This window comes from Paenibacillus sp. GM1FR (assembly GCF_002803315.1).
In the GTDB taxonomy this organism is placed as follows: domain Bacteria; phylum Bacillota; class Bacilli; order Paenibacillales; family Paenibacillaceae; genus Paenibacillus; species Paenibacillus amylolyticus.
In genome coordinates this window covers 211,461-228,653 of record NZ_MKZL01000054.1, presented here as the reverse complement: position 1 = coordinate 228,653, position 17,193 = coordinate 211,461, and the positions used below count along the sequence as shown (strand labels likewise).

Annotated in this window: 14 protein-coding genes; 2 read left to right on the top strand and 12 right to left on the bottom strand. The window is 46.0% G+C overall.

The window, feature by feature from the left end; genetic code table 11:
- Positions 1-1,233, top strand: a complete 1,233-nt coding sequence (locus PAEAM_RS25215) for a nucleotidyltransferase (RefSeq protein ID WP_100529379.1) — start codon at positions 1-3, stop codon at positions 1,231-1,233.
- Between the two features lie 281 nt (positions 1,234-1,514).
- Here the strand turns inward: PAEAM_RS25215 and PAEAM_RS25210 are convergent, their stop codons facing one another.
- Positions 1,515-2,555, bottom strand: coding sequence for a SepM family pheromone-processing serine protease (locus PAEAM_RS25210; protein WP_100529378.1), 1,041 nt, complete (start codon positions 2,553-2,555; stop codon positions 1,515-1,517).
- 251 nt (positions 2,556-2,806) lie between these two features.
- On the opposite strand from PAEAM_RS25210, the gene PAEAM_RS25205 reads away from it, so the two are divergent.
- Positions 2,807-4,144: a nucleoside recognition domain-containing protein gene (locus PAEAM_RS25205; RefSeq protein ID WP_100529377.1), complete on the top strand. Its 1,338-nt coding sequence runs from the start codon at positions 2,807-2,809 to the stop codon at positions 4,142-4,144.
- On the opposite strand, the gene coaD is transcribed toward PAEAM_RS25205, so the two are convergent.
- The 11 genes from coaD to PAEAM_RS25145 all read right to left on the bottom strand — a co-directional run bounded on the left by coaD (position 4,122) and on the right by PAEAM_RS25145 (position 16,939).
- A complete protein-coding gene (coaD, locus tag PAEAM_RS25200) occupies positions 4,122-4,628 on the bottom strand; it encodes a pantetheine-phosphate adenylyltransferase (protein WP_085981453.1) in 507 nt (168 codons plus the stop codon). The genes PAEAM_RS25205 and coaD overlap by 23 nt on opposite strands.
- Before the next feature lies 1 nt (position 4,629).
- On the bottom strand, positions 4,630-5,238 hold the full coding sequence (gene rsmD / locus PAEAM_RS25195; protein WP_100529376.1) for a 16S rRNA (guanine(966)-N(2))-methyltransferase RsmD: 609 nt from the start codon (positions 5,236-5,238) through the stop codon (positions 4,630-4,632).
- 302 nt (positions 5,239-5,540) lie between these two features.
- Positions 5,541-5,975: a hypothetical protein gene (locus PAEAM_RS25185; RefSeq protein ID WP_100529374.1), complete on the bottom strand. Its 435-nt coding sequence runs from the start codon at positions 5,973-5,975 to the stop codon at positions 5,541-5,543.
- 129 nt (positions 5,976-6,104) lie between these two features.
- Positions 6,105-6,347: a hypothetical protein gene (locus PAEAM_RS31970; protein WP_165790054.1), complete on the bottom strand. Its 243-nt coding sequence runs from the start codon at positions 6,345-6,347 to the stop codon at positions 6,105-6,107.
- A gap of 84 nt (positions 6,348-6,431) precedes the next feature.
- Complete coding sequence (locus tag PAEAM_RS25175; RefSeq protein WP_017689244.1) at positions 6,432-6,737, bottom strand: hypothetical protein; 306 nt, start codon at positions 6,735-6,737, stop codon at positions 6,432-6,434.
- Positions 6,738-6,907: 170 nt separating this feature from the next.
- A complete protein-coding gene (lacZ, locus tag PAEAM_RS25170) occupies positions 6,908-9,955 on the bottom strand; it encodes a beta-galactosidase, LacZ type (RefSeq protein ID WP_100529373.1) in 3,048 nt (1,015 codons plus the stop codon).
- 157 nt (positions 9,956-10,112) lie between these two features.
- Positions 10,113-10,943: a carbohydrate ABC transporter permease gene (locus PAEAM_RS25165; protein WP_036609483.1), complete on the bottom strand. Its 831-nt coding sequence runs from the start codon at positions 10,941-10,943 to the stop codon at positions 10,113-10,115.
- Positions 10,936-11,826 (bottom strand): carbohydrate ABC transporter permease, encoded by an 891-nt coding sequence (locus PAEAM_RS25160; RefSeq protein ID WP_036610887.1) that lies wholly within the window; start codon positions 11,824-11,826, stop codon positions 10,936-10,938. The genes PAEAM_RS25165 and PAEAM_RS25160 overlap by 8 nt, the downstream gene beginning before the upstream one ends.
- 141 nt (positions 11,827-11,967) lie before the next feature.
- Positions 11,968-13,251: an extracellular solute-binding protein gene (locus PAEAM_RS25155; RefSeq protein ID WP_347400007.1), complete on the bottom strand. Its 1,284-nt coding sequence runs from the start codon at positions 13,249-13,251 to the stop codon at positions 11,968-11,970.
- A gap of 352 nt (positions 13,252-13,603) precedes the next feature.
- Positions 13,604-15,373 carry a cache domain-containing sensor histidine kinase gene (locus PAEAM_RS25150; RefSeq protein WP_100529372.1) on the bottom strand — a complete coding sequence of 590 codons (1,770 nt, stop codon included), beginning with the start codon at positions 15,371-15,373 and terminating at the stop codon, positions 13,604-13,606.
- 18 nt (positions 15,374-15,391) lie between these two features.
- Positions 15,392-16,939: a response regulator transcription factor gene (locus PAEAM_RS25145; protein ID WP_100529371.1), complete on the bottom strand. Its 1,548-nt coding sequence runs from the start codon at positions 16,937-16,939 to the stop codon at positions 15,392-15,394.
- Between the last annotated feature and the right edge of the window lie 254 nt (positions 16,940-17,193).

Sequence of the window (17,193 nt, the reverse complement as noted above, 5' to 3'; positions counted from 1 at the left end):
ATGAAAGCCGTAGGCGTCATTGTTGAATATAACCCCTTGCACAATGGGCATGTCTATCATTTGCAGGAAGCTCGGCGGCTAAGCGGCGCAGACGCCGTTGTCGCAGTTATGAGCGGCCCTTTTCTCCAGCGTGGCGAACCCGCCATCGTGGGTAAAAGGGCACGCACCGAGATGGCGCTGCACGCAGGAGCGGATCTGGTGCTTGAACTGCCGGTGGCTTACGCGGTCCAACCGGCAGAGTGGTTTGCCTTCGGTGCGGTATCGCTGCTGCACCGCACCGGCGTTGTGGACTCGCTCTGCTTTGGCAGCGAGTCCGGCGACCTGGACAGCCTCCAGCGCATTGCGCGCGTGCTGGCTGTGGAGCCCGCAGGGATGCGCGAGGACATCGCGCGCCGCCTGCGGGAAGGCGTCAGCTACCCCGCCGCGTACGCAGGCGCGGCGGCAGCGCTGGCGCCTGGCGGCGTCGATGTTCACGACGCCGCTGCACTGCTGGAGCAGCCCAACAATTCGCTTGGGCTGCACTACCTTATCGCGCTGCAAAGACTTGGCAGCGCGATCCAGCCCTTTACGGCGGCGCGTACCGGTGCCGCGTATCATGAGGCGACGCCCGGGCCGGGGGCGATCGCCAGTGCCACAGCCGTCCGCCGCCTGCTAATCGCGGACGGACCCAACGCCGCCGCGCCATACGTGCCGGCGACAACCCTTGCCATTCTGCATCGCGAATGGCAGGAAGGGCGCGCTCCCATACACTGGGAGCGCTTTGCACAGCCGCTGTTGCACCTTGTGGCCACCCGCCGTGCCTCCGAGCTGGAACGCATCGCCGAAGTCACGGAAGGCCTGGAACACCGGCTGAGCCGTGCACTCGCTCAGCTCCCGGAGCCTTCAGTCGAAACACTCCTGAATGCACTGAAGACCAAACGATACACACGTACCAAACTCCAGCGTATGCTCGCCCACTTGCTCCTGAATCACACCAAAGCCGAGTGTTCACCAGAGCAATTGGCTGCCGGACCCGGATATCTCCGAGTCCTCGGATTTAATGCTCAAGGGCAGAGCCTGCTTAAACAAATGAAGAAGACTGCATCGCTTCCTGTTGTGCTGAAACCATCGACGTTCACACACAATCAGCTGGAACTGGATATACAAGCTCAGGTTGCGTATGGGCTCGCTTGCGAGCATAAGGACACACGCAAGATGTTTAGTGACTACTATGAGTCGCCTGTGAGACTGTAATCCGCTTTTGACCATAAGCTTCATCTCTATAGAGCTTTTTATTCCATCATCAAACAGATCATTGATATCCATTATTCGTTACTCAACTATACAATTAAAAAATCCCCTTGCTGCACGCCGCTCAGGGCACCTCGCAACAAGGGGATTTCCTTATTAACTTCTGTTGATCTTCTCAAATCTCTTGATCACATTTCATTCCACTGTAATCAATTATTCCGATTTCATCCGTTCTTTATCCATCCGGTTCAACTCAAATCGATCTCTTCCCGCCCGTTTAAATCCTATGATTTCACGGACAAGGTTTTCAAATAAGCCAGCGCATCATCCACCGTGCTCACAGGCACAAGTTTCATTTTGGTGCCGATCTGTTCAGCCTTGGCTGCTGCTTCCTTATAGTTATCCTTCGGTACAAAGAAGATCTCCGCTTCTTTTCGATCAGCGGCTACAATCTTGTGTACTACACCACCAATGGCACCCACCACACCGTCCTTGGTAATGGTACCTGTACCCGCAATTCGATGCCCCTTGGTCAGATCTCCAGGTGTTAACTGGTTATAGATCTCCAACGTAAACATCAAACCGGCAGACGGACCACCAACCTGAGTGTCGGTAAAGGAGATCTGTTTGTCCGGCTCTTCAGCTTTCACCTTCTGAACCGTACCAATCATTACTCCAAGTCCCGGGCGGATTTCACCTGTTTTATTGTCTTTTACCTGAATCAGTTTCACGTCCCGGCTAATGGTCTCTCCTCCACGTTCCAGTTGCATTTCAACCGTATCTCCGACCTTTTTATCTTTTAACTGGGCAGAAAGCACCGTATTATCCGGCGTAGCTGTTCCGTTCACTCCCAGAATGATATCTCCCGGAGCAATGTCTCCTTCCGGTTTTGGATCTTCGGACAGTCCAAATACAAAGATATGTTCAGGTACAATAGAGTAAGTCACACCAGCCTGCTCATATGCAGCCTCCATTGCGGAGGATTGTGAGTCACTCATGAACCACACCTGTTCGGCAGAGTATTCCGCTTCGCTTTTGCCGCGCAGTCGGTCTTCCTTTTTATCCACTTGAGCATTTTTATTGAACAGAGAGGTTCCTAGCAAAAACACATTGGCATATGTTGCCGACACGGTTGTCATCATGAACACACCGTGTTCTTCCTGGTCTCCACCCTTAACGGTTACCATTGGTTTTACTTCATCTGCACTGCCAGGCATATATATGATATACGGCGTTGGCATGTACACGGCAACATAGACGACCAGAGCCACCACGATCACAAAGATCGAAGCTCTGAATCCGCCAGATTTCCGAATCCGATTCATCGCATGAGCCTCCGTTCTTTGTATCTCTATATAAGCTGAACTCTACACTAATCAGCAATCGTAATTCCATCTTGTTTAATCATTTTTTTCAAGTCTAACACTCTGGTCCTTGTGCATACAATGGTACAGGCCGGATAGGCCGCTGTATACAATAGCCTGTCCGGTCAAGGCCGAACCGCCCTTCGGGCGTCATTCGGCCGTCCATAACGATTCAGATGCCGAATCGGCGTTATCTGATATGAGGTGAAACGATGACATTACAGAGCGAGGTTAGAGATTCTGGCCCGTTACGAACGATAATTCTAAGTACCGGCGCTTTAATGTTGGTCATTGCAGTAGTTGCTTCCCCCAAAGAAGCGTTTGATGCCTCTATTCAAGGTCTGGATATATGGTGGAAAATCATCTTCCCTGCCATGCTCCCGTTCCTCATGTTATCCCAAATGCTCACTGCGTATGGCTTCACCCACGCGATCGGCGCCTTGCTTGGACCGTTAATGCAACGCTGGTTTAGACTCCCAGGCAACGCAGGTCTAGCGATTGCCGTTGGCATGTGCGGCGGATTCCCCGCAGGAGCAGATGCGGTATCCCGTTTATTTCAGGATAGACAAATTACCGCCAAGCAGGCGGTTGTCCTTGCGGCGGCATCTCATTTTGCCAATCCAATGATGATCATACTGGTCGTCGGTGCTGCTTTTCTCCACCAGCCAGCGGCCGGATATTTTCTACTCGTGGTCCACTGGATCAGCGGTTGGATTGCTGCCATTCTTGCCACACGTCTCCTGCCTGCACCGGGTAACCAGAAAGACAGGGTTGGCTCCACAGCCGCGCAAGCAGATAACAGCTCTCTTGATTCTCAGCCTGCAAGTCCTGCAAGTTCCACAAGTCGCTCATCTGCCCCCCACCACGCTACGAACAAACGACGCAGTATATGGTCTGATATGATGATTGCAGCGAGGGAAGCACATAGTCGTGATGGAAGAGGATTTGGCAAACTGCTCGGTGACACCGTATCCCAAGCTGTGCAGACCTTAATGATGACTGGGGGATACATGATCGGTTTTGCCGTATTTATCCGGTTGGTCTCCCTTTATCTGACTCCCGGGTCCTCTGCTGCGCTGTGGCCAGCCTTCTTCGAGCTTCACCTCGGCACCTATCATTTGAGCCAGACTTCATTAACACCCATGCTGCTCATGTCTCTACTTGCAGCCGTTCTGGGATGGGGTGGTTTATGCTCCCATCTGCAAGTCTCTGCTGTCTTGAAAACAACTGGTCCGGGCAGCAAATCGATGTTGTACTTTGCTGGAGTTCGTCTGACTCATGGATTAATCGCCTTTTTCATCAGTCTGTTCCTATGGATGCCGTTCACCCGTTATAGCACAGAAGTCTGGACCACATTACAGACGAATGCAGAGCAGGACCTCTCGGCACCATTCGGTTGGCTACTCATACATAGTCCAGGTAACACATACACGATCAACACCATTTGGAGCGTCTTCCCTGCTGCATGCATGGGACTTGCGTTACTTCTTGCAGTCATGGTTAGTCTATCAGGTCTTACCTTCTGGTTTAACCGCCGGTTTTCTCGCTGATTTTCTGACGGAGCGCAGCTTCCACTTCAGGTGAGACAAGATCTGTAACATCTCCATGATAATGAGCGATTTCTTTGACGATGCTGGAACTTAAATAGGAATACTTCGGATTTGTCATCATAAATATCGTTTCCGCATCCGGGTTCAACTTGCTGTTGGTCGATGCCAATTGCAACTCGTATTCAAAATCAGTTACCGAGCGTATACCACGAACGATGACCTGAGCTTCCTTTTGCCGGACGTAATTGGCTGTCAGATCGCGGAAACTATCCACCTCCACATTGGGTAGATGGCGGGTTACTTCCGTAATCAATTCCTTGCGTTCCTCCACCGTAAACAGCGGATTTTTGCTCATATTGTTCAACACAGCCACAATGACGCGATCAAATTGCTTCGACGCTCTGGCGATAATATCCAGATGCCCCATCGTTACGGGATCAAAACTTCCAGGATATACGGCAATTCGTTCCTGTCGGTGTATCATTTCAGTCATGAGGAGCCTCCTCTTCCGGTGTAATGGATTCTCCATCTTCAACTGCTTCTGGCGCATAATAATAGATGGATACTGCCGTCTCCCCATACAAAGCCTTGCGCGTTTGTTCAAACGGGCCGAATTGCTCAGGGTAATCATGTTTGGATTCATATTCAAGCACGATGGTTGCTTCGGGTTCCAGAAGTTCCAGTTCGTGCATGGTCAGCATTAACTCGTGCCCGTTCTTCATGCGATATGGGGGGTCGAGAAACACCAGATCAAACGTTGTGCCTCGCTTGGCGAGTGCCTTCAATGCTCGACCTGCATCATTACGATATACAGCCGCCTGGTCTTCCAGCTTGGTCGCCTTCAGATTCATGCGGATAACGTCAATACTTTTCGATTCCAAATCAACAAAAACAGCCTTGTCCATGCCGCGGCTCAGCGCCTCAATACCGAGACCTCCACTGCCTGCAAACAGATCCAATGCTGTGCCGCCCTCAAAATAAGGACCAACCATGCTAAATAACGCTTCCTTCACCTTGTCGGTGGTCGGCCGCGTACCCGTGCCAGGAACAGCCTTCAGCGGCCTGCCTTTTGCACTCCCAGATACCACTCTCACTTGACGAGTCACCTTTTCTCTATGTAAGTTTATTGATACGACTATCGTACCACACTCGGGTTCAGTTTGAAAAATGTGCGGTCTTCATTTCCCTCGGAAAATTGTTGACGAATTGTTGACGCATATGTATAAAAAGGAAACAATCGGGCGATTCTATAATTATCGACATCACAAGTGTCGTAGACAACCGCGGAGAAGACTTACGTTTCCCCATAAGCTCTTCGTCCGGTTTCTCCTCTCCCATGAAAAAGAAGCTCTCGAAAGAGGGCTTCTTTTTGTTGTTTATGTTTTAATTTATTTTGCTAGTTATATTTTTCGTCAAATTCACTTATTTCTGCTTCTTCTTCAGTCTGCAACCATCCGATCTCCCTCAGCCACATGCCCATATCTGCGATAAACTCATTCACTTTTAAATGTTCAATATTGTATTTCTGGATCTTTTCACTTAAAAAAGCATAAAACTCATGGCTTAAGACATACCGTTGTTTGCTTTTGCTTAATGTCTTATAACGATCCTCGCTGACCACCAGATCAAAATAGATGACATTCTCCTTCTTCACATGTCTGACCGTCGACTTCCTCTCATATTCTTCAGGAAGACACCTGAAAACAAAGAAGAGTTCAATATCAACTATTTTATATTTGCTTTCTGCTTGATCAAAAACAGACTGCAACTCATCCGAAAGATTGGCAACCTGCGTTACACCTGAAGTATCCGTTGATTTTCCGAAGATCATTATTGAAATCCTCCCGTTCATTTTCACCATTCATAATCATACAACTAGAAAAGGTTGACTAGTGATGTAATCTCCGTCAACCTTTCCTATGTTCATCCTTCTTGTACCTTACCCCAACGTAGCAAGAGCTTACGAGTTCAGCTCTCGATGTTTCCGATTAGACCTTCGCAAATTGATCAATGGAATGATAAGTAAAACAACCGGCAAGAGAAGATTTATCGAACCCGTCTTAATCATCATGAAGGTAATAAACAACACGGCGAGCCAAGTCATAATCTCCGTCATTTCATATTTGGTTAACGTCAGCTTGAATGCTTTTTTCGAAATGAAACGAATCAAGAAATAAGCGATCAAGCTATAGAACAGGATCATTCCCAAGATAGCAACTAGGATTATGAGGTACATATCCACCATAAAAATCTCACCCGACCCTTATATCATTTCCTTAATTTTGCTTTACTTCTCTTCAACAACAATCGTTGCATTATAGATCACAACACGTTTCCCATTGAGATCAAATAATACTTTATTGCCGTATTCCGTATCTTCCACGTCAATCTTGCCATCATAGGTCTGAATCAATTCACCATTATTGCTGTACACTTTAACAACCCTCTCCAGGCCACCCGAGTTATTGGACCTCATTGTTTTGAGTGCACGTTCACCTGAAGCGGTATTGAAATACCATATGAAACATCCAACTATGATGCCCAAGAAGACCAACACCGTCACCCATATACCTGTCTTTGCTTTTTTACTCATCTTGAACCCCCCTCTTATGTTTCCTGTCTCGTACATTACGAGGTTGGAGAGAGAACGGTTTCATACCAAGCCTCCCAAGCTGTTCGTTGACATAACAAAACAGAGGCCTCCGATAGCGAAGACCTCTGTTCTTTATAGAATACATTCTTTATTCTGTATGATCCTTTTACTTACAGTGCACGAATGACAAATTCAAATGTCAGTTCGCCGTCCGAAGGGATCAGGTATTCCGGATGAACTGGAGCACCCCAGCTGTCATCACCACCAACACCCATTTGTTTACCCGCTACAGTCACGACCGTATAGTGTACAGGAGGCAATTCGTACGCATGTTGTGCATTCTCCAGCTCAAATGCCGTATATGGTGAGACATTCAGCTCAACCGGAGTTCCGGATGCTTCAATTTTGAAGCCACGTCCCGCGTTGTCTGTCAATTTGGCCCAACGTACGCCCGTACGGTTGCCTGATTCCTGTGGTACCAGATATGGAGCCATAGTATCAGCTACCTTGCTGCCATGGATACCCAGACGTGCGCCAAATGCGCGGTCTGCATAATTTTCTTCGGGTCCCATCGCAAGCCATTCCACGTTTTCGAAGTCAGGTGATGTTCTGAAGGACAATGCATGAATTGGCAGGTTTGGCAATCCGGCTGTACCTTTGTACGTATTATGCACACGTACACTTCCATCTGCATGCACGGTATAAGCCACTTTTACTTGTACATCCTCTGAAATGTTGAGCTTGTACGTGAACTCGATCCGGTATTGATCCGTTTTCTGTTCCGCTTTCCACTCTACAGAACGTGGCATCAAGCTCGCTGCATACCAGGCGCCCAGTTCGAAGCCCATCGCCATACCTTTGTCATTATCCGTCATTGCACGCCAGAAGAGCGGTGCAGGTGGTACAGCAATCGTCTCGCGACCGGACAATTTCAGGGAAACCAGTGTCCCAAACTGTTTGGAGAACAGCGCATGTGTCTTGCCAGCTCGAACACCGATGTTAACGTCACCTTCAATAACCTGTACATCACTTACAAGGTTCAGGTCCGTCTCGGCTGCATCATTTACCTGATCCTGTGTGAAAATAAACTGTCCAAATGCCACTTCTTCGCCTTTGTCAGCCCATATTGTAGCTTCTTTTAACACAAATGCAGTGTTCACAGCGTACTCGCCGCCCGCCAGAGCTTCTGCACCAAGCGGAAGTTTCACTACCGTCTCGCTTTGGGCATCCACGTTGACTTCCAATGTTCCACGCAGCACTTCATGTCCCTCGCGCTCCAGGCTGTATACCAGTTCCAGCGCAGATGTATCTGCGAACAGATTACCGTTCACAATTTTAACACCTTCACGATCCGGGAACAGCTTGATGTTCTGGTAAAGGAATTTAACCTCCTGCATTTTCGCAGTTACTTTACGGTCAGCATGGACGATCCCGTTACCACAGAACGAATAGTCTGATGGACGATCACCAAAATCTCCGCCATAAGCGAGGAATTCTTTGCCGTAACGATCTTTTTTATAAATGGATTGGTCGATGTAATCCCAGATGAATCCACCTTGATACATCGGATATTTGTCTTCCAACTCCGTATATTTGTGCATACCGCCAATAGAGTTACCCATGGCATGCATGTACTCACAGCTAATATAAGGTTTCGTCGGGTTTGCATTCAGGAATTCCTCAATGTCCGCCGGTTTGGCATACATGCGAGTCTCCATATCACTTGTTTCATCGAAACGGCGATCATGGAATACACCTTCGTAATGTACCAGACGTGTTGGATCAGCTGATTTGAAGTATTGGGATACTTTGTAGATGACTTCACCACCGTGTGATTCATTACCACAAGACCAGATCAGAATAGACGGATGGTTTTTGTCACGCTCCACCATGGATACAGCGCGGTCCATAACGATATCATGCCATTCCGGTTTGTCACCTGGAATAACCCATGAAGGCTCAACAGCACCAAGTTTCTGCCAAGATCCGTGTGTCTCCAGGTTCATCTCGTCAATAACATATAGTCCGTATTCATCACACAACTCATACCAAAGACTTTGGTTTGGATAGTGTGACGTACGTACGGCATTCATGTTGTTCTGTTTGATCGTACGAACATCCCACAGCATGTCTTCCTTCGTAACTGCACGTCCACGACGCGGGTTGAACTCATGGCGGTTCACACCTTTGAATACGATACGTTTACCGTTGATGTGCATCACTTTATCGATCATTTCAAATGTACGGAAACCAACGGCTTGAGGAACAACCTCAACCAGTGCACCCGCAGCATCATATACACGAATATAGAGACGGTACAAGTATGGAATCTCTGCGCTCCACAGGTTCACTGTGCCGATGTCTTCACGAAGACTTACTTGTCCATCGTTAACTTTGGACTCAAACGTTTTAACGGTATTGCCTTCACGATCACGAAGTTCAGCCTCTACTCGCGCTCCAGCAACCGCTTTTCCTTCCAGTTTCAAATCTAGTTGCAACGTACCGTTGGTATAGGACTTGTCCAGATCTGTGCGAACATGAACATCACGAACGTGTGCAGTTGGGACGGTATACAGATACACATCTCTGAAAATGCCGGAGAAACGCCAGAAATCCTGATCTTCCAGCCAGCTGCCTGTGCTGCGTTGATACACCTCAACTGCGAGTTTGTTCTCTCCATCCTGAAGGAATGGCGTCAGGTCAAAATCAGATGGCGTGAAGCTGTCCTCCCCGTATCCTACGAATTGTCCATTAAGCCATACATAGAATGCAGACTCTACACCTTGGAAAGAAATATATACCGAATTCGACTCCCAACCTGTCGGCAGGTGGAATGTGCGAATGTAACTTCCAACCGGATTTTTATCCTGCGGCAATGCCGGCGGACGAATTTCGTTCAGTCCATCCCAAGGATATTGTGTATTTACATATTGAATCTGTCCGTATCCTTGTAGTTGGATATGCCCCGGAACTTCAATATCATCCCAGCCTTCACTGGAAAAATCGGATGTATAGAAAAACTCAGAACGGCTGTCTGGACGAATTGCATAGTTGAATTTCCACGTACCATTCAGATCATAACGCATGGACATCGCGCCTGAACCTACAGCTTCATCCATTGTTTGGTAATAACGGTGATCGGAATAGGCATGAAGACGGTTCACCTCAAATACACTTACGTCCCCCAACCAGTTGATATCTGCCTTTGTTGCTTTCATCGGCTCTCTCTCCCTTTAAAACGTTATAGTTTGACTTATTCAAGGTTTACGCTGGATTTCCTTTTGCTTTACATAAACAAAAAAGACAGAGGTACGCCATAACAGCGCCCTCTCTTCTTTCCTGCATCCGTCATTTGCACGGATTATGCTGTTTTCATTACTTCACGGAACCTACCATACCTGCAACAAAATGTTTCTGCATGATGAAGAATACGATTGCTGTAGGCAGTGTTGCAATCACGATTGCTGTCATGATTACTCCGTAATCCGGAGAATAACCAGCACCCAGATTTGAGATCAACAGTGGAATCGTTTGTTGGTCAGGTGTTTGCAATACAATGAGTGGCCACAGATAGTTGTTCCAGCTACTCATGAATGTAATGATTGCTGCCGCTGCATATGTTGTTTTCATGGTTGGCATATAGATCTTCAAGAAGATGCCGAGTTCACTCAAACCATCAATACGTCCAGCTTCCAGCAAGTCTTTCGGGAACATTTTGGTGTTCTGACGGAAGAAAAAGATCAGGAACGCTGTTGCGATGGTTGGCAGGATCACTGCTGCCATCGTGTTGATTCCGATAACCGGTGCAACTCCCGAGATTGTTGCGAACATACGATACAGTGGTACCATGATCGCTGCAAACGGGATCATCATGGATAACAACAGGATATTAAACACAATGTCACGAGACTTCGTGCGATATACCTCGAAGCCATAACCTGCCATGGAACCAATAAACAGTGCCAAGAGAGTGGAGACCACAGAGATAATCGCCGAGTTTCCGAGAGCCTGTACCAGATTTGTCGAATCAATCAGTTTGTTGAAGTTATCAATAAAAGCTGAACCGGGCAGCAGTCTACCCTTGGTGACATCGACTGATGCATTTGTTGAACTGACCAGCATCCAGAAGAAAGGGAAAATGGATACAAAGGCGACGATGGATAGGAACACATACGTGAAAATCCGTTTTGCTTTAGCTTTAGCCATTTTTATTATCACCTGCCACTTTAAACTGGATGATGGACAATACAATAATCAAGATTACGATGGAATACGACACTGTTGCTGCATAACCGAAGTCCGGTGAATATTTGAACGAAAGGTTGTAGATGTATTGTGAAATCGACATGGTCGCATTACCTGGACCACCTTTGGTAATATTCATGATCTCATCGAAGATTTGCAATGTACCAATCGTTGATGTGATGGACGTGAAAAGGATAATCGGTTTAAGCAAAGGTACAGTGATTTTGAAGAATTGTGTAAAAGCATTCGCTCCGTCAATTCTTGCAGCTTCATAGATCGATTGATCGATGTTTTGCAGGGATGACAGATAGAAAATCATGTTATATCCGGTCCAACGCCAAGTAACGGCGATTATGATCGTAATTTTAGCCCAGAACGGGTCTGTGATCCATTGAATTGGATCGCCAATAATGTGCAAGCCCATCAAGAATTGATTCACCATTCCATCTGGTGCAAACAAATATTTGAATACAACAGAGTACGCTACCAATGAAGTTACACAAGGCAAGAAAATCGCTGTACGGAAGAAACTCCGGAAGCGCAGTGTGCTGTCATTCAGCAATACGGAAATAAACAAACCAAGGATAATCATTACAGGCACTTGAATAATCAAGTAGATAAATGTATTCGATAATGCTGTACGGAACGTTGTATCAACTAACAATCTTTTGTAGTTAGAAAGGCCCGAAAATTCAAGATTGGCTCCTACACCAGACTTGAACGATAAGAGCAGCGCTTGAATCATCGGGTAGAAGTAAAATGCAACAATCCCGACAACAGCCAGCAAAACAAAAGCCCATCCAGTCAAATTATTTTTCTTTTGGAGACTGTCTCCTGTATTCATGGCTTTCACAGTATGGCTCCTCTCTCTCCATGGAACATGGGTAGAACCCACGGAGCCTCTCGCCATATCCGGTTCGACTTGCGCCGGACATGGGAGACGGCTCCGATGTTTCCTAGGGTTCTATAAGTTACCTTGGGTATCTTAGTTTAATTGTGCTTCAGCTTGTTTTTGTGCATCAGCCAGAACGTCATCGATTGATTTACCGTTCAGGAATGCTTGCATTTCTACAACCAGAATATCTTCAATGGCATATGTGTTGATACCATAGTTTACGCTTGGAATTTCTTTCGTCCAATTTGCAAAGTCTGTGAAGATTTTTTGTCCGCCGAAGTACTCGTCTGCTTTGGCATACGCGTCACCATCAACTGCTGGTTTGTACGTACCAATTGCGCCGATGTTGTTCAACAGATCTTGATACAATTGTTTGTCAGAACCAAATGTTTTTGCTACAAAATCAGCTGCTTGATCTGCACCAGGAACGTTGTTCATAACATACCAAGAGCTACCACCCAAGTTGGATGCGTGAACAGAGTTTGCTTGACCAGCCATTTTCGGTATTGGAGCTACAGCCCATTTACCGGATTGGGAAGCTTCTTGACGTACAGATGGCGAGAACCAGTTACCTGTAGGAATTGTTGCTACGCTACCGTTATTGGCGTTGGCAACGAATTGACTCCAGTCAGAGTGCAATTTAACAATGTTGGCATCCATCATTGCTTTGTAAGTAATAAACGCTTCTTTCAGAGCAGCATTATTAGCAATGTCAGGTGTTTTACCATCTTCTGCGGAATACCATTTACCTGCAGTTTGGATCATCATACGAATCAAACCAAGGTCATTCGGGTCAAGAGAAAGAAGCTCTTTACCTGTTTTAGCTTTTACGTCTTTACCAATTTGGATGTAGTCATCCCAAGTGATGTCTTGCAGGTCAGCTGCTTTGTAGCCAGCTTGCTCCAGCAGATCTGTTCTGTAGTACAAACCAGCAACGCCGGAGTCAAATGGAACTCCGTATTGTTTGCCATCAAACGCTGTTGGTCCGAGTTTGTAATCTGCAAAATCGGAAGCCGTGATACTGGAAGACAGATCTTTGAACGCATCAGGATATGCATTCAAGAAGCTTTGTGAACGATAGTCTTCAATCAGAACTACGTTTGGAAGACCACTGGCAGTTCCGGAGTTAAGACCTGTGTTCAGTTTTTGAATGATATCAGCTTGAGCGTATTCAATGATGTTGATTTTCACATCAGGATTTGCTTTTTGATATGCTTCTTTTGCTGTTTCCATTGCAGCTACGTTAAAAGCTTTGTCCCAAGCCCATACTGTAATTTCGTTTGTTTTTTCGTCACCACCACTAGCGGAATTACCTCCGCCACCGGATGAACATGCGGACAACAGCAGTACTGTAACGAGCATCAATACCCACATTTTTTTCAAAACATTCAACTCCCCTTCGACCTCTTTGTGTGTAATTTGTTTACGTTTTCTGAAAGCGGTTGCTTTCGATGTATTCATCTTATCATTCCCATATCTTCATTCGTTAGTAATAATTTTGTACGGATTTGTCATCTTATTGCCACAATGAAAACCTTTACAGAAACCGTTTGCATTAAATTTGGCTTTTTGTAATTTCTTTTGATTTTGTAATTTCTTGATCTTAAAATAGTACAAAAATGATTTCACCCGCTTTACCTCTGACACGTGAAAATCCCCCGACTCTGTAGAAAACAGAAGCGAGGGATCTCGATTTTAAGTGTATTTAATGGAATCGGGTTTCGATTCAACTCGTGATTAAAGGTAGTGTAACGGTGACTCTCGTTCCTTCCCCGACCGTACTCATAATGGTGACACCATAAGGTGAACCATATAATAACTCAATACGGTCATGGACATTGCGAATACCGATACCACTGAATAGTTGACGATTGTTCTTTGGATTGGGCAACGTTTCTCCCATGACAAGCCCTTCAATTCCATCCCCATTGTCCATAATCTCACAGATGAGTGATTCTCCCGCTCTGGAAACCATGACATGAATCGTACCCGTTTCTTTCTTGATGAATCCATGGAAAAATGCATTCTCGATAAACGGCTGGATCACCAGTTTGGGTACATGATAGTGTGTACAATCCGGAGCCACGTAGAAAGCTGCTTTAATCCGGCCACCATATCTGACGTGATTAATGAAGACATAATTTTTCAAATTCTCGACTTCTTGTTCCACGGTAACAGTCTGACTCACATCACTGATCGTATTTTGCAACAATCCAATTAATGCATTAATGGTCTCCGCAGCCCTGTCTTTGTTGCCTTGTTGCACCAGAACTTTGACAGATGCAAGTGTATTGTACAAGAAGTGAGGATTAATCTGACTCTGTAATGCCGCAAGCTCTGCGTTACGTTGTTCATGCTGTGTCTGTACTAACTGATCCACATAATCATGCAGTTCATCAAGCATGTAATTGTAAGCATGACCAAGCTGCCTGCTCTCGTAGCTTCCGCTCACCGGAATATAGTTGTCCAGATCACTTTTTGTTATGTTGGACATCTGCTTCACAAGTCTGCGCAGTGACTTGGTAATCTGGCTGGTGATGAGAAACACAAGGATGAGTGCCCCCACAACGATAGCTGCACAGATCAGGGCAACCGTCTTCATGTCGATAAGTTGACCCATCGCCAGATCCTTATCCACTACATTGACAATATAAAACCGATAGAACGGTAAATACTCGGATAACACAACGCTATCCTGATCCATCACACGAGCATTAATACTTCTCGGAGAGTTGTTGTTCATATCCCGGGCATACGATAGCAAATCCAGCTGAGTTGTTCCGATCCAGTCTTCACGATTCGATGATACAATCTCACCTTTTTCATTCATAATGACCACATCATTGCCACGACTTGTAAAGCTGCTGTAAAATTGCCGGAATATGTCTTCTCTCATCGTGACATAGAGCGTACCGTATATCCGGCTACGTGTTCGGTCCGTCAACGCTTTCGTCGCAGAGATCATCTGCTGACTCCCAAGCGTTGCCTCGTTTTGGTAAACATCAAAGATAAGACGACTCGGCGTCTCAGCGGCTTCCATCGTAATTGGCTCCTGCTTCAATTCATCCACGGACAACTCAAGGTGAGCACGATTCGTGGAATAGCTCCGTCCATTAATCCCGATAATTGTTATCCCAACTTCGTAGGATTCTGTGATGGATTGAATTCGATCCATCGTTTCCCTCATATTATAGAAGGATTTGGCCATCGTGAGGGAATCGGCATCTCCTTCGGACAGGAATCCTCGGATCGATCCACTCTGCGTCACATTATTCGATACGGCAGCAATGGCCTCATTAAAAGATTCAAAATTTGTTTTGATCTGATTAAGCACCTTGGAGTTTGTGATACTGAACGTCTCAGTAAACAGATTGGTTGACATGTGAATGGTCGTCCATAAGATGAGTACAGAAACGAGGACAATACTGACCACCATAACCAGAAACAACTTGGGAAACAATCCGAGACGAGATAATCGGTTCATCCATTTCTTCATAATCTTATCCTTCTGACTTTATGCCCAGAATTTGCGCCGGTATCGGCTTGGTGATAATCCGGTGAATTTTTTGAACACTTTGCAAAAGTAACTATGATCGGAATAACCTACCATACTGCTAATCTCAGAGATCGTTACATCATCGGATCGGAGCAGTTCCTCGGCTTTTTCAATCCGAATTTTATTTAAGTATTCATTAAATCCTTCTTTTTTGTGAGATGAAAAATAACTGGATAAATACGATGGATTAAAATGAAAGTGCTTGGCTACTTCAGCAAGCCCGAGCGGCTGATCAAAGTGCTCATGCATGTAATCCAGCAACATCTTCATGTTGGGATCACTTCGTTTTCCACCCGCACCAACGGTGCACTCCTGAACTTCCGTCATGAATTGATCAAGCACGGTCATGACTTCGTCCAGACTCGAAGCGCCGTCCACATTTTTAAAATACGTATATTTGCTCTCTTCCAGCCCGGCAGACTGGACATCCATATCCGCGAGGGTAATGGTCACGTTAAATATCAAGTTACCGAGAAATGATTTGATTTCAAAAACATCGGCAATATAATCCCGTCCAAGTGTTTTTGCATGATCCTGTAAATACTCCCTTGCCGCTTCGACCCGGTTACGCTTCACATGCTGCAAAAACATATTCACATTAAACTGGTAACCTGCGGAATGCATTGGAGGCAGTTCACCATACACCAGGATTGGTCGATCCTTATAATAGAAACGATATTCAATCAGCTTAATCAGGCGTTCCCGGTAAACAACACCCATCTGTTCAAATGAAGTAAAGCTTTCACTAAGCACCCAACCAGGACTGTCTTCTCCTGTTGCATTTTCACTGGCCAACTGTCTGATCCGTTCAAGCATCCATTCATCTCTCGCAGGATCGACATTAAGAAGCATCACAGGTAATGTACCCTCTGCGGGAACCATTGCACATTCTACTTCAGGCAGATCACAGCGGAGCTTGGACTCAATCTGCTCCTGATCCATCTTCAGTGGATTCCCTCCAGCACCCACGGGTTTATACACAAGCAAGCGAAAGGATTCATACGGAAAGGTATCTCGAATGATCGGCATTTCGCTATCTTCATCCAGTGTAAATCCGGACAGCATCTTCTCCATCAGTTGTCCAAGTCTCCAGCCATCGTGCGACGGCTCGAACTGTAGCTCCGGAATTTTACCCGCCGTGCGTTGAAGGACTTGCAATAATTCATTTGTATCCAGCTTGGGTTTCAGTATATAATCGGCTGCCCCGTGCTGAAGCGTTGAACGTACATACTCGAATTCACTGAAGCTGCTAAGTACAATAACTTCAATCTGCGGATTACTGGCTTTTAGTGTACGGACAAACGTTTCGCCATCCATGACAGGCATGACAATGTCGGTGATCACAATATCCGGTTTTAACAGGTTCACCTGCTGTAATCCTTCTTCACCGTTGGAAGCTTCACCCACAATGTTAAATCCTTCCGCTTCCCAGTTCATATGGTGCTTTATGCCCTGTCTTACCAGAAACTCATCGTCAACAATCAGCACCTTGCACAACCGGTTCATGATCGCGACCCCCTTGTCTAATCTTTCCTCTATATCTGTACAGGCTATACCAACTATTATATATCGGTTATAAACACTTTCCAGTGTTAGCGGTTACATTAATTCTAAATTAATTGTACATCTTTTTATATCCTAAAACGATCCTTTAAGCAATGGTAACTATCTATAGTTTACACTATATTTCGACAAAATAAGAAGCCCCGACTCGCCATTTGATCATCTGGCGAATCAGGAACCCTATTTCAATCCTTTAT